Below are 13,018 nucleotides of genomic sequence, written 5' to 3' on the forward strand. Positions count from 1 at the left end.
TACATTTTGCACTGTTGCCTTGCTTACCTTACAAAGCATGCACGGCAATGCCCAGCAACCACTTTTTAAGCTGCTCTCCCCGGACGAAACCAATATAAAGTTTCGCAACGATCTGGTTGAGGACGAAAAACTTAACGTACTCTCCTACGAGTATCTGTACAACGGCGGCGGTGTTGCTGTTGGCGATATTAACAATGACGGCCTCGAAGACTTGTTTTTCACCAGTAACCTTGGCCAAAATAAACTCTACCTTAACTTAGGCAATCTAAAATTTAAAGACATTACACTGCAGGCGGGCGCAGGCCTTGCGGGCAGGCCAGGCGACTGGAAAACGGGCGTTACCATGGCCGATGTTAACGGCGATGGTCTCCTGGATATTTATGTATGCTACTCCGGTCTTGGCGATAATGTCAAACGCCGCAACCAGCTCTTCATCAATAAGGGCAACAATAAGTTTGTTGAAATGGCCCAGCAATACGGGCTTGATGATCCGGGCTACAGTACCCAGGCTGTATTTTTTGATTATAATAACGATGGCAAGCTGGATATGTTCCTGCTTAATCACAACGTAAAAAAGATCAGCAATCTTGAATTTGCACAGGCTAAAGCCGAAACCGACGAGCTGGCCAGCAATAAACTATTTGAAAACCAGGGCGGCCATTTTGTTGATGTATCCAAAAAAGCGGGCATCATTCAAAATCCCCTCACTTTTGGCCTTGGCGTAGCCATTGCCGATATCAATAAAGATGGGTTACAGGATATTTATGTAACCAACGATTACAACGAACCCGACTACCTATATATAAATAACGGAAACGGAACTTTTACTGAGGACAGCAAAAAGTGCTTCAAACACATGTCGCAGTTTTCGATGGGGGTTGATATTGCCGATATCAATAACGACGGCCTGCCGGATTTGATGACGCTTGATATGCTTCCGCCGGATAACCGTCGCCAAAAACTGTTACAACTACAGGAAAATTACGAATCATTTGAGCTGATGCTGAACCAAAACCTGTACAAGCAATACATGCGTAATATGTTGCAGGTTAATAACGGCGACGGCACATTCAGCGAAATTGGCCAGTTGGCGGGTATTTCCAATACCGACTGGAGCTGGTGCCCCCTCATTGCCGATTTTGACAATGATGGCTACAAGGATATCTTTATATCCAACGGCTACTTCCGCGACTATACCAACAAAGATTTTTTACGCTACTGGGGCGATTACAAGCTTAAAAAAGCTATGGATCGCGAGCCATTCCTGCTCATGGACCTGGTTAAGGCCATGCCCTCTACTACCCTGTCAAATTATATTTTTCAAAACAATCATAACCTGACTTTCACCGATAAGAAGCAGGATTGGGGGATCAACAAAGGCGGTATTTCCAGCGGATCTGTTTATGCCGATCTTGATAATGATGGCGACCTTGACCTGGTTACCAATAATATCAACAACGAGGCTTCCATATTGCAGAACATGACCACGGAAACCGGTAAAAAGAATTATCTCGCGGTAAATCTTAAACAACCGGAAGGCAATACAAACGCCATTGGCTCAAAAGTATTTGTATATAACGGTAAACAGGTGCAATACCAGGAGGTTAACCCTAACAGGGGTTATCTATCGTGCGTGTCAACCGTTTTAAATTTTGGCTTGGGAGACCAGCAACAGGTAGATTCCGTGCGGATCATCTGGCCCGATCAAACATCGCAATTGCTTACCAGTGTCAAGGCTAACCAACGTTTAAATATAACTTACAAAACGGGTAGCCCTGTATTTAAAGCTGATAGCAAAGCAGTTGCAAAATCAATCTTCAGCTTGGCAAAACCGGCCATTGATTATACTCATACAGAAAACACTATTAACGATTTTAAACGTCAGCCTTTGATGCTTTTCATGAGCTCAAAAACAGGACCTGTAATAGCTAAAGCTGATGTAAACAAAGATGGTCTTGAGGATCTTTTCATAGCAGGCGATCAAAATACAGCGAGTAAGTTATTCATTCAGAAAGCAGGCGGCACTTATACGGTTCAGGAAATATCTGATCTTAATAAGGAGAATACTTCTGCTGCCGCCTTCTTTGACGCTAACGGCGATGGCTTTCCGGATCTGTATATAGCCAAAGGCGGATATTCATTGTTGGAACCCGGCGCTAACGAATTACAGGACAAGCTATACCTGAATGATGGCAAAGGCAATTTTAACTTTTCAAGTACCTCGCTTCCCGTATTAACAGGCAGTAGCAAATCATGTGTGCGCCCCTGCGATTACAATGGTGATGGCAAGATTGACCTTTTTGTAGGCTCAAACGTTATCCCCGGCTATTACCCATCGGCCCCAAAAAGTTATTTGCTCACTAACACAGGAGGCGGCCATTTTGAAATTACGGATGCTCCGTTTACGGGCATTGGCATGATTAAAGATGCCCAATGGGCTGATTTAAATGGTGATGGTCGTAAAGACTTAATCATATGCGGCGAGTTTATGCCTGTGATGGTGTTTACCAACACAAAAACGGGGTTCGTTGATGAAACTGCCAAATACTTTGATCATCCGGTAAGCGGTTTTTGGAATACCCTCACAGTTACCGATGTTGATGGCGATGGCAAACCAGATATTATTGCAGGTAACCTTGGCGAAAACACACAGATCCACGCCAGTCAAACAGAACCTGCTGAAATGTATTTTGCCGATTTTGACGGCAATGGTTCGATTGATCCATTCTTTAATTTTTATATACAAGGTGTAAGCTACCCTTTTGTAAGCCGCGATGAACTGAACGATCAGATTTATCCAATGCGTAAACGCTTCACTTCGTACAAAGCTTATTGCGATGCCACGATGAAGGATATTTTTACGCCTGAAGAACTTGCCAAGGCAACTAAACTCACCGCTAACGAGGTGGAAACATGCCTTTTCCTGAACAGGGGTGGTAAGTTTATAAAATCGACTTTGCCTTTACAGGCCCAATATTCATCGGTATCGGACATCCTCACAGGCGATTTTAACCATGACGGCAAAACAGACCTGCTCCTGTTGGGTAATCATTCAGATAATCGCCTTAAACTGGGCAGTTTTGATGCAAACTATGGCTGCCTGCTTACCGGCGATGGTAAAGGTGGTTTCACTTATCAAAATCAACCTATAGCGGGATTATCAGTAAATGGTGATGTTAAATCGGCAACTGAAATAAAAATTAATGGCGCAAACTACGTGCTGATTGGCGCATCGGGACAGGCGTTGCAGTTTTATAAGTATTAAGTCAGATGGCCTGAGCCTAAAAAGTGATTTAAAATGATTTCCAATATAAGATCGTCATTGCGAGGAACGAAGCAATCCCAAACTATACAGAGCAGACCTTCTAATCGGGGGTTGCGTCGTTCCTCGCACTCAAACAATTTTTCAGAAAGAGACTAAAAAATGATCAAACGAATATCCATATTGTTTTTTGCGCTGATAGGCACTACTGTTTACGCACAAAAGAATAAAAAGCCCATCCTTCCGTACCTGCATATCGATAAGGCAGTAAACGCGATTTCGGCGGTTATGATCCATGATGTGGTAAATCCTCCGGCAGCTTCGCGTTACTACGCTTATGTAACCCTGGGGGCCTATAATTTGGTTAGCCTTAACAATAAAGACGTTGTACCTGTTGGCAATTTTATTAAAAGCTATACACAAGATAACCAGGTCAGCATCTCGGCAGATAAATATGATTACCGTATAGCCGCAATGTATTGCATCCTGGAAACAGGCAAACAAATGCTACCCTCAGGTTTCATGCTGCAAGATGATGAAGATAAGTACCTGACCTTATTGAAAGAGAATGGCATCAGCGAAGATGTGATCAAACAATCTATAGCCGCCGCCACGGAAATGGCTGCTAAAGTTATCAAATACTCCAAATCGGATAACTATAACAAATTGAGCGGCAGGCTCCGGTATTCGCCCATAAAAGGTGGCAAAAACTGGTTCCCTACCCCGCCAATGTACATGGAAGCTGTTGAACCAAACTGGAAAACCATACGCCCGATGTTTATCGATTCGTCCGACCAATTTGTGCCCGTAAGGCCAGCAACTTTCAGCACTGATAGTACCAGCGAGTTTTATAAAGAAGCATATGCGGTATACAAAGTATCCAAAAACATGTCAGCAGAGCAGATCATGATCGCCAACTTTTGGGATTGTAACCCTTTTGCGGTTACCACATCAGGCCACATGATGATCGGTTTTAAGAAGATTAGCCCGGGGGGGCACTGGATGAACGTTACCGGTATTGCCGTTAAAAAAGCAGGACTTAGTTTCGACAAATCGATACAGGTAACAGCCCTGGTGGCTATGACCGAAATGGATGCCTTCATCAGTTGCTGGGACGAGAAATACCGCAGCAACGGCATCCGCCCTGAAACTTATATTAACAAATACATTGATATTAAATGGGTGCCAATGCTGCAAACCCCTCCCTTTCCGGAATATCCAAGCGGCCATGCGGTACTTTCAAATTCGTCGGCAGGGGTGCTGAGTTATTTATTGGGCGATAAGTTTAGCTATACCGATGATTCGGAAATCCCATACGGCGTTGGCCCACGTGATTTTAAATCATTCAAACAAGCTGCCGAAGAAGCATCATTATCTCGTTTTTACGGAGGAATCCATTTTATGGACGCTATTGTAAACGGCAACCAGCAAGGGCGGGATGTGGCATCAACTGTTATAAAAAAATTAAAAGCAGCGGGAGTAAACTATTTGGGCAATTAGAACGTAGTTAAAAGCAAACAGCTTTTACTATGCGGATCAGGGGGACGGTTTTACTATTATTTTTTATTATTACCGGGCTCCTGAGCCTTAATTCATTCACCGCGAAAAAGAGACCGACAACCACCGCGATTGATGAAGAAGGCCACATTTTGTTTTTGCGGCATTGTACAGTTTGTCATTTAGCTCCTGACCCGGCGGGGCTTACCAAAAGTATCTGGGCTACCCATGTACTGCCCGTAATGGCAGCCCGGATGGGGATTATTTATCCAAATTATGATCCGCTCAGGGGATTATCTGATGAAGAACGCACTATTGTAAAAAAACACAATATCATCCCTGAAGAGCCCGTTTGTACTGAAACCGATTGGGCTAAGATTAAGGATTACATCATCAGCAATGCTCCGGACAGCGTTAGCCTGGATGAAAAGCGCCTCAGTCGCAATAGCCCGCTTACCCAGTTTGTAAGGCAGGACGTACAAATAGACAATAAAACCCCATCGCTTATTACCGGGCTCAAATACGATAACACAACAAAAACACTTTGGATAGGCAATTACTATAACCAGGTGTTAAACTGGCAATATGGCAAAGGAGTTATCAAAACCGCAAACACGGTCAGCCCGGTTGTTGATTTTAATTTTTATCAAAACAACACTTATCTCACCGAGATAGGTAAATTATACCCTACCGAGCTAAGTACTGGAATATATGCGCAGCTTAATGATACCACCAGTACACCAATCATCACATCCTTACACAGGCCGGTAAATACCCGAATAACTGATTTGAATAACGACGGCATTCCGGAAATTATAGTATGCAACTTTGGCAATAAAACCGGTGGCTTGTCATTATTTAAAAAAAACAAGGCAGGCAAATACATTGAAGATGTGCTACTGCCGCTTCCCGGTGCTATCAAGTGTTATATCAAAGACATGGATGGTGACGGCAAAAAAGATATTGTGGCTATGTTTTCGCAAGGCGATGAAAGCGTTTACATCTTTTACCAAAAGGATAACCTTAAATTTAAAGCTAAACGTGTACTACGGTTCCCGCCGGACTATGGCACAACAGACTTGCTTTTAGTTGATTATAATAACGATGGGCTTACCGATATTGTAACCGTACATGGTGACAATGCCGATTACTCCAACATCCTGAAGGCGTATCACGGTATCAGGCTCCATATGAACCAGGGGGCCGATTTATTTAAAGAGAAGTTCTTTTACCCGATATATGGTGTGACCAGGGTTTTAGCAGAGGATTTTGACAAAGATGGCGATATTGATTTTGTAGCGACTTCCTTTTTCCCCGAGACCGGCAAATTGGTTGATGAGTCGTTCATTTACCTTGAAAACGTGAATAAAGATCAGTTTACTTTTAAACCGTACATTCAGAAAAGCGATGTTCCCATCAAAACCCTCACCCTTGAAAAAGCTGATATTGACGGTGATGGCGATATGGATATCATCACAGGCAATTTTGCCCAAAGCCCCGGCCCTGCCCCCGCAGCACTTGACGAAAAATGGAAATCGGCAAAGTATGGTTTGAGTATATTTTATAACCAATTATACCAGCCAAAGAAATGATTCGGCGATAATCCAATCGCTTAAAATTATAGTAACACCCTTGTTACCAACACCAACTTTACCTTTTGCTGACTTTTCGTGGTTGACATTAGGTAATATCAGGACTAATTTCACATCACAAAATCCATCTACTTATGAAATACAATTTTTTAGGAGGTACCGGCCTGCTGGTATCTGAAATTTGCTTTGGCACCATGACCTTTGGTGGCGGACAAGGCATTTGGTCGGCTATTGGCCAGCTTAAACAAGACGGAGTTAATGAACTTATGAAAACCGTTATTGACTCGGGCATTAATTTCATTGATACCGCCAACGTTTACTCTCAGGGCGAATCCGAAACTTTACTGGGCCAATCCATTATCGACCTTGGTTTTAACCGCGAGGAACTGGTTATTGCCACCAAAGTTCGCGGTAAAATGGGCGATGGCATAAACAGTATAGGTCTTTCACGTTTTCACATCTTTAACTCCGTTGATGCCAGTCTTAAACGTTTGCAGCTTGACCATATCGACGTGCTTTATGTACATGGTGTTGATAAACGCACACCTATTGAGGAAACCATGCGCGCGCTGAACGATATTGTACTAAGCGGAAAGGTACGTTATATAGCCTGCTGTAACTGGCCTGCCTGGATGGTGATGAAAGCTGCGGGCATAGCCGAAAAAAACGGCTGGAATAAGTTTGTGGGCCTACAGTATTATTACTCGCTTGCGGGCCGTGATATTGAGCGTGAAGTATTACCGGTTGCCGAAGATCTTAACCTTGGTGTAATGCCATGGAGCCCCCTGGCCGGAGGTTTCCTGTCTGGCAAATATACCCGCGATACCGAAAAAGCAGGTGACTCTCGTCGTGATACGTTTGATTTTCCACCTGTAAATAAAGACAAGGCTTATGACATTATTGATGTTATCAGCGACATTGGCAAACAACACAATGTATCTGCCGCGCAGGTGGCATTGGCCTGGGTTCGTTTACAGAAAGGTGTAACCAGCACCATCATCGGAGCAAAAAACATCAATCAATTAAACGACAACCTGAAATCAATCGAACTTAAGCTGTCAGCAGATGAACTTCAACGAATAGATGAAGTAAGTGCCCTTACAAGAGAATATCCGGGTTGGATGGTTGAAAGGCAAGCAGCGGACAGAGGGTAAATATAAAGTCTCAATAAGTTATGTCATTGCGAGCGAAGCGTGGCAACCGCATGCTATACAAAGCGGATTTGCTTCCGTGCGATTGCTTCGTCGTTCCTCCTCGCAATGACATGATTTTGGTGTTTTACAGCGATTTCAACGCATCTACAGTATATTCCACCTGCTCTGCATGCACGTCCAAATGCGTTACAAAACGGATGCGGTGTTTATCGGTTTCACTTGCCCTGATGCCTTTTTCAGCAAACTTCGCAAGTACGGCAGCAGCTGGTTCAACGGTATCAAACAAAACAATATTCGTTTCAACCGGGATCACATTGCTCACCCATGGCAGGCGGCTCAGTTCCTCACCTAAAATGCGGGCATGGGAGTGATCTATTTTCAGACGGTCTACATGATGGTCAAGCGCGTAGATACCTGCCGCTGCCAAAAAACCGGCCTGGCGCATGCCACCGCCTAATACTTTACGAATGCGACGGGCATATTTAATCGTTTCCTTATCAGCCAATAAAACCGAACCTACAGGAGCCCCTAACCCCTTCGACAGGCAAACCGAAATACCATCAAAGTATTTTCCATAATCAACCGCGGCATCTCCGGTATGGGTTAACGCGTTAAAGATCCTGGCGCCATCAAGGTGGAGCTTCAGGCCTTTCTCCTGGCATAACTCAGCAATAGGTTTAATCTGCTCAAGTGTGTAACAGCTACCTCCACCTTTGTTAACAGTATTTTCAAGCACAACCAAACTGGTATGCGGGTAATGAATATTCTCCGCGTTGATCTCAGGTGCTATCATTTCGGGAGTAAGAATCCCTCTGTAACCGTTCAACAACCGGGTTGATACCGCCGAATTAAAAGCGATGCCTCCGCCCTCATAACGGTAAACGTGTGCGGTTTGGTCGGCAATAAGCTCATCAAGCGGTTGGGTAAAACATTTAATGGCTATCTGGTTGGTCATGGTACCCGACGGGCAAAATATGGCGGCATCCATGCCAAACATAGCGGCTGCTTTAGCCTCGAGAGTGTTTATAGTTTCGTCCTCGCCGAAAACATCATCGCCTACTTTGGCGCTCCACATGGCTTCGAGCATACCGGAAGTGGGTTTGGTTACCGTATCGCTTCGTAAATCAACAGTGATCATATTAAATTTGTAAATTTTGCGTTCTTTGTATCAATACTCTGAACTTCTTATGCGCTCAATTTTAATCATTTTATTTTTCATGCTGTGTTTTGTATCAGCAAAATCGCAAAAATGGCAGCCAGGTAGCTTTACCGATGTAAAAGGCAATCGCGAAACCGGGCTTATCCGCACTAATCCGCCGGGAAAAGGCCCTATCAAAGACGAAGGCTTTATTGAGTTTAGAGAAAACGAAAAAAACAATCCATATAAACTAAGCGCCAGCGATCTGAGGTCATTCGTTGTCGGCCAGGATAGCTTTGTTGTCGCCCACGCCCCAGCCAACGAATCATGGACTAAAGAAGAAACCGATTTTGTTAAAGTAGTGCTTGACGAGCCTGTTAAACTGTACATGGCTAAAGGAGGCAAAGGCGGCGGCGGCAGTGGATTTGGCATCTCACCGGGAGTATCAGCTGGATATGGTACAGGCGGCTATGGAGGCGGTGTTGGCGGTGGTATTGGTATTAACCTTGGCGGTGGCGGTGGCCGTGGCAGTTCAAAAACCACTTACTATTACGGCGAATCTACAGCCGGGATGAAACGTCTTACCGACGAAAATTTTGAAGATATCATGAGCGACATTATGGGTGATGAACCGGACCTGGTTGACCAGATCCATGAGCATAAATTCAATATCAAGAGCATTGATAAACTCATTGCTAAGTTTAACGAGTTGCAAAAAGCAAGGCAATAATTAATTATCGCTTTTAAAGTTAAAGACTTACGAAGTTTTGAAAACTTCGTAAGTCTGGATTTCTAAATTTAGTATCGCTCGTTACTTCCCTTTTAACGTCGTAACTACCCGCCAAAACCCCTTTCGCGACATCCATTTTCTTCTTTTTTCTGGCTGAACATCATGTGTTTAACCACAAATGTTAATTAATTAAAAACCATTTAGCATAATTACAAGTTATTAAACTATAGTAATTAACCAAATAAATAACTTTTAATTAATATTATCGACATAACGGCTACTCATTACATTTTAATTCACCAACAAAAACAGAAAAAAAGATGAACATGAAAAAGTCAGTTTTAATAGCCGTTGCTTCGGTAGCTATCGGATTTTTCTCAACCCAGGCGATGGCTCAGACTCAGGACACAACAAAAAAAGATACTGCTAAAACAACTGCTGCTCCTGCAGCCACATCAACAGCTGCCGCGTCAAATGATGTGGTTGGCGTTATGGCAACTTCAACTAATTACGCGCCTATGGCGCTTGCAATAAAATCAGCACAGCTTGAGCCAACTTTGCAGGCTCCCGGCCCCTTCACCATATTTGCACCAAATGACGTAGCCTTCAGCAAATTGCCAAAAGCACAGTTTGATGCCCTGATGAAAGACCCGGCCAAATTTGCCCCTATCTTAAAATATCACGTAGTTGCGGGTAAATATACCAAGGCTGATATCATTAAGGCTTTAGGCGCGGGTAAAGGAAAAGCCGACCTTAAAACTATCGACGGGCAAACCTTGCATTTATCTGTAAACGATAAAAGCAATCTGCAAATTACCGATGCCAAAGGCAATGCTGTACTGGTTACTGCATTTGACACCGAGGCAAGTAATGGTGTAGTACACGGTATTAATGGCGTTATGATGCCTTAATCACAGATCATTTTGTTTAAATTTTAAATCCACGAAAAACCCGGTTATCATGACCGGGTTTTTCATTTAAGGATTGTTAGCCATATAATCAGCTTTGGTCAGTCTGAAATCAAGATATTTACTTCCGGTTTCTTCCTCTGTAAAATCACCAGCGAGAGCAAAGCCTTTTTTCTGCAATAACTTTAGCGAACTTTGGTTCCCTTCTTGTGGGCACGCGGTTATCAGTTCAAAACCCAGTTTATTAAAACCAGCTTCTAATACTGCAGAAACTGCTTCCTGCATGTAACCCAGCCCCTGGTAAATGGGATTAAGCTCATAACCTATTTCTGCCTTTTTTTCGGCAGGCTGGAGGTTCCAGTAGCAGATTGTTCCTATAAGCTCATCCTCCCCCTTTTGCGTTATACCCCAGTAATACCCATTGCCACTATTTACAATACCTTCTATCTTTTTAATAAATGCCAACGCCTGCTCAATGGTGGTATCGTTAGGGCGGTCGAGATATTTATTAACCTCGGGGCTCGAACGGATAACCAAGATCCTTGGAGCATCCGATTCAAGCAATCCGCGTAAATTCAGGCGTTCGGTAACGAGTGTTGCTGTTTCCGGGGTAATCATAGCTATGCGATTTTTTTATTTTCCCTGTCGGCAATAAATACCACGGGTAATCCTATACAAATTATCAAGGTAAGCATACCGATAAGGATGGTACTTGCAGGAATATGGTAGCCTGGCTTCATGGTTATTTTACTGAGCGGCACCACGCCCAAATTCATGATAAGCCACGTTGCTATACCGTAAATAACCGCTACGAAATATTTATTGCGCAATCCGTTGTAAAAGAAGGGATAAAGCAGAAAAAAGACAGCGCTGAATAAAAAAGCAATGACGTAATGAAAAATAACTCCCGCGACTATCATTTCGGCACCGCCTGCGAAAGCAGCCGGCCCAAAGGCACCGCTGGCAATAAACTTAAAAATAATGCCCGGATTAAGCTTATAATTCAGGATCATGGCTGCAAGACCATCAAGAGTACCGGTTATAAACCCTGCAAAAAGGATATTAACGAGTTTGCTTTTTTTCTTCGGATTTACTTTTTTTAGCATGGGTAGAAATTTTATCCAAACATAAAGTTATTGTTTAAAAACCTGTTTTTGTAATGAACTTTTTATTGATTAGATAAGCGCACATTGTTTATTTTAGCTACATGCACAATACGTTCACTGTTGAGATACCTAAACTATTCAGTAACGAGCTTTACAGGAGGGTCCTGATAAGCAACAATGGTATTACCATCGAAATACCTCAAATTCAAAACCTTGTATCTACACCCTCGGATGAACTTATAGCTTTTAGGTATGGAGTAAAGGGAATAAGAGGCTATGCATTCACTATTGGCCGTCATTACTTTATCGAGATAAAAACCGCACGACAAGATGCGATCACCATAAAATTTAGCAGCTACTATGGCTTCCGCAAGAAAATCTATCGGAAAGCATGGATTGATATCGTCAATAAATTATGGGATTATCACTTTGTGAACCATTATCTCAGCCATTACAACAGATATAAAAATGGCGAAAGTTTTGAATTTTGCGGCATGACCTTTCAGGAAGGTACAATCAGTTGGGATAACAAAAACATACTTCCGTATGCCCAGGTAGGCCTCGGGAACTATGTTAATTATTTTATGGTTTACCACAAGGAAAATAAAAGTCAGCAAAAAAGCTACAACTTTAGGAACGACTGGAACGCGCTGGCATTGCAATCGCTTTTGAAAACTATCGTAAAAGAGCACCAAAGTGCTGCGGGTGAAATTACTTCAGATATTCATCCATAAAATAAAATACCCTTTTCCTGATATCTTCAGCATCAAACATTACCCCGTAATGCGGCGCGTTAGGTACTATGATGATCTCATTTTTAACTCCGGCAAGTTTAAGATAAGAGCTTAGCAATACCGACTGGGTATAATTGACCGATTCGTCCTTTTCACCCTGAACGATTAGAAATGGCGGATCGTTTTTATCAACGTATGTAACCGGACTGGCTATATTAGCCAGATCGGGTCGGTCAATCGCATATGCACCAAGCAGCAAACTAACCGGGCTTTTAGGATCATTAACATCACTGCCTTTAAGCGACAGGAAATTTGACGGCCCGTAAAAGTCGAGCGCCAGTTTTATTTTAAAATGAGGTTGGTTTCCTCCGGGATAAAATTCTTTGACATTGTTATTGTTTGATAGAGCCAGCAACGAAGCCAGATGCCCTCCGGCCGAGAAGCCTATCACCCCAAACTTGTCTTTATTAAGCTTATATTTTGAAGCGTTTTGATACAAGAATTCGATAGCCTGGTTACAATCCTGAATTTGTGCCGGGAATGGTGCGGTAGTGCTCCAGCGGTAATCGATAGAAGCCACGGCATAACCATTATCGATAAAACCCTGAACAGTTTTCTGCATGTAACCCATATCTGCATATTTATCATTCAGCATCCAGGCCCCACCATGAATCCAGATGATAACCGGGTAGCTATCTTTTGCAACCGGCGGCAGGTAAATATCCAGTAAATGCTTTTTTAAAGTATCGCCCGCGTAGTTTACATCGCCATATAAAACAGTCCCCTTCGGAAAAAATGGCTGTTTAGGGCTTGAAGTTTGAGCGTGGACAGATGCAGACAAAGCGCAGGTCAGAATGATCAGCAGGTTTCGGGTTATCTTTTTCATAATTGGTTAAT

Annotated in this window: 11 protein-coding genes; 7 read left to right on the forward strand and 4 right to left on the reverse strand. The window is 43.1% G+C overall.

The genetic code is table 11. From position 1 onward, the window contains the following. The first annotated feature begins 19 nt into the window (after positions 1-19). The 4 genes from EAH55_RS15645 to EAH55_RS15660 all read left to right on the forward strand — a co-directional run bounded on the left by EAH55_RS15645 (position 20) and on the right by EAH55_RS15660 (position 7,505). Positions 20-3,265 (forward strand): VCBS repeat-containing protein, encoded by a 3,246-nt coding sequence (locus EAH55_RS15645; RefSeq protein ID WP_208644860.1) that lies wholly within the window; start codon positions 20-22, stop codon positions 3,263-3,265. Between the two features lie 159 nt (positions 3,266-3,424). Continuing rightward, positions 3,425-4,762, forward strand: coding sequence for a vanadium-dependent haloperoxidase (locus EAH55_RS15650; RefSeq protein WP_208644861.1), 1,338 nt, complete (start codon positions 3,425-3,427; stop codon positions 4,760-4,762). A 29-nt stretch (positions 4,763-4,791) separates the two neighbouring features. Then, a complete protein-coding gene (locus EAH55_RS15655; protein WP_121810483.1) occupies positions 4,792-6,351 on the forward strand; it encodes an FG-GAP repeat domain-containing protein in 1,560 nt (519 codons plus the stop codon). Positions 6,352-6,485: 134 nt separating this feature from the next. After that, complete coding sequence (locus tag EAH55_RS15660; protein ID WP_121810484.1) at positions 6,486-7,505, forward strand: aldo/keto reductase; 1,020 nt, start codon at positions 6,486-6,488, stop codon at positions 7,503-7,505. Positions 7,506-7,629: 124 nt separating this feature from the next. Here the strand turns inward: EAH55_RS15660 and EAH55_RS15665 are convergent, their stop codons facing one another. Beyond that, positions 7,630-8,643 carry a threonine aldolase family protein gene (locus tag EAH55_RS15665; RefSeq protein ID WP_162996897.1) on the reverse strand — a complete coding sequence of 338 codons (1,014 nt, stop codon included), beginning with the start codon at positions 8,641-8,643 and terminating at the stop codon, positions 7,630-7,632. Positions 8,644-8,692: 49 nt separating this feature from the next. Between EAH55_RS15665 and EAH55_RS15670 the strand changes: the two genes are divergently transcribed. Beyond that, positions 8,693-9,373, forward strand: coding sequence for a hypothetical protein (locus EAH55_RS15670; RefSeq protein ID WP_121810485.1), 681 nt, complete (start codon positions 8,693-8,695; stop codon positions 9,371-9,373). A 326-nt stretch (positions 9,374-9,699) separates the two neighbouring features. Continuing rightward, positions 9,700-10,284, forward strand: coding sequence for a fasciclin domain-containing protein (locus EAH55_RS15675; RefSeq protein ID WP_162996898.1), 585 nt, complete (start codon positions 9,700-9,702; stop codon positions 10,282-10,284). A 66-nt stretch (positions 10,285-10,350) separates the two neighbouring features. Here EAH55_RS15675 and EAH55_RS15680 read toward each other — a convergent pair whose 3' ends face one another. Together EAH55_RS15680 and EAH55_RS15685 are read right to left on the reverse strand one after the other, a co-directional pair. After that, positions 10,351-10,899: a GNAT family N-acetyltransferase gene (locus EAH55_RS15680; protein ID WP_121810486.1), complete on the reverse strand. Its 549-nt coding sequence runs from the start codon at positions 10,897-10,899 to the stop codon at positions 10,351-10,353. Between the two features lie 2 nt (positions 10,900-10,901). Further along, a complete protein-coding gene (locus EAH55_RS15685) occupies positions 10,902-11,387 on the reverse strand; it encodes a hypothetical protein (RefSeq protein WP_121810487.1) in 486 nt (161 codons plus the stop codon). 101 nt (positions 11,388-11,488) lie between these two features. On the opposite strand from EAH55_RS15685, the gene EAH55_RS15690 reads away from it, so the two are divergent. Next, positions 11,489-12,121, forward strand: coding sequence for a hypothetical protein (locus tag EAH55_RS15690; RefSeq protein WP_121810488.1), 633 nt, complete (start codon positions 11,489-11,491; stop codon positions 12,119-12,121). Here the strand turns inward: EAH55_RS15690 and EAH55_RS15695 are convergent. Next, positions 12,099-13,007 (reverse strand): alpha/beta hydrolase, encoded by a 909-nt coding sequence (locus EAH55_RS15695; protein ID WP_121810489.1) that lies wholly within the window; start codon positions 13,005-13,007, stop codon positions 12,099-12,101. The two genes, EAH55_RS15690 and EAH55_RS15695, sit on opposite strands and share 23 nt — an antisense overlap. Positions 13,008-13,018: the final 11 nt, after the last annotated feature.

This window comes from Mucilaginibacter kameinonensis, from assembly GCF_003675385.1.
GTDB lineage: Bacteria > Bacteroidota > Bacteroidia > Sphingobacteriales > Sphingobacteriaceae > Mucilaginibacter > Mucilaginibacter kameinonensis.

What these genes read in the sequence shown, in the direction of transcription:
- EAH55_RS15650 (WP_208644861.1), top strand. Translation starts at nt 3,425, where the DNA reads ATGATCAAACGAATATCCATATTGTTTTTTGCGCTGATAGGCACTACT.
- EAH55_RS15655 (WP_121810483.1), top strand. Translation starts at nt 4,792, where the DNA reads ATGCGGATCAGGGGGACGGTTTTACTATTATTTTTTATTATTACCGGG.
- EAH55_RS15660 (WP_121810484.1), top strand. Translation starts at nt 6,486, where the DNA reads ATGAAATACAATTTTTTAGGAGGTACCGGCCTGCTGGTATCTGAAATT.
- EAH55_RS15665 (WP_162996897.1), bottom strand. Translation starts at nt 8,643, where the DNA reads ATGATCACTGTTGATTTACGAAGCGATACGGTAACCAAACCCACTTCC.
- EAH55_RS15670 (WP_121810485.1), top strand. Translation starts at nt 8,693, where the DNA reads ATGCGCTCAATTTTAATCATTTTATTTTTCATGCTGTGTTTTGTATCA.
- EAH55_RS15675 (WP_162996898.1), top strand. Translation starts at nt 9,700, where the DNA reads ATGAAAAAGTCAGTTTTAATAGCCGTTGCTTCGGTAGCTATCGGATTT.
- EAH55_RS15680 (WP_121810486.1), bottom strand. Translation starts at nt 10,899, where the DNA reads ATGATTACCCCGGAAACAGCAACACTCGTTACCGAACGCCTGAATTTA.
- EAH55_RS15685 (WP_121810487.1), bottom strand. Translation starts at nt 11,387, where the DNA reads ATGCTAAAAAAAGTAAATCCGAAGAAAAAAAGCAAACTCGTTAATATC.
- EAH55_RS15690 (WP_121810488.1), top strand. Translation starts at nt 11,489, where the DNA reads ATGCACAATACGTTCACTGTTGAGATACCTAAACTATTCAGTAACGAG.
- EAH55_RS15695 (WP_121810489.1), bottom strand. Translation starts at nt 13,007, where the DNA reads ATGAAAAAGATAACCCGAAACCTGCTGATCATTCTGACCTGCGCTTTG.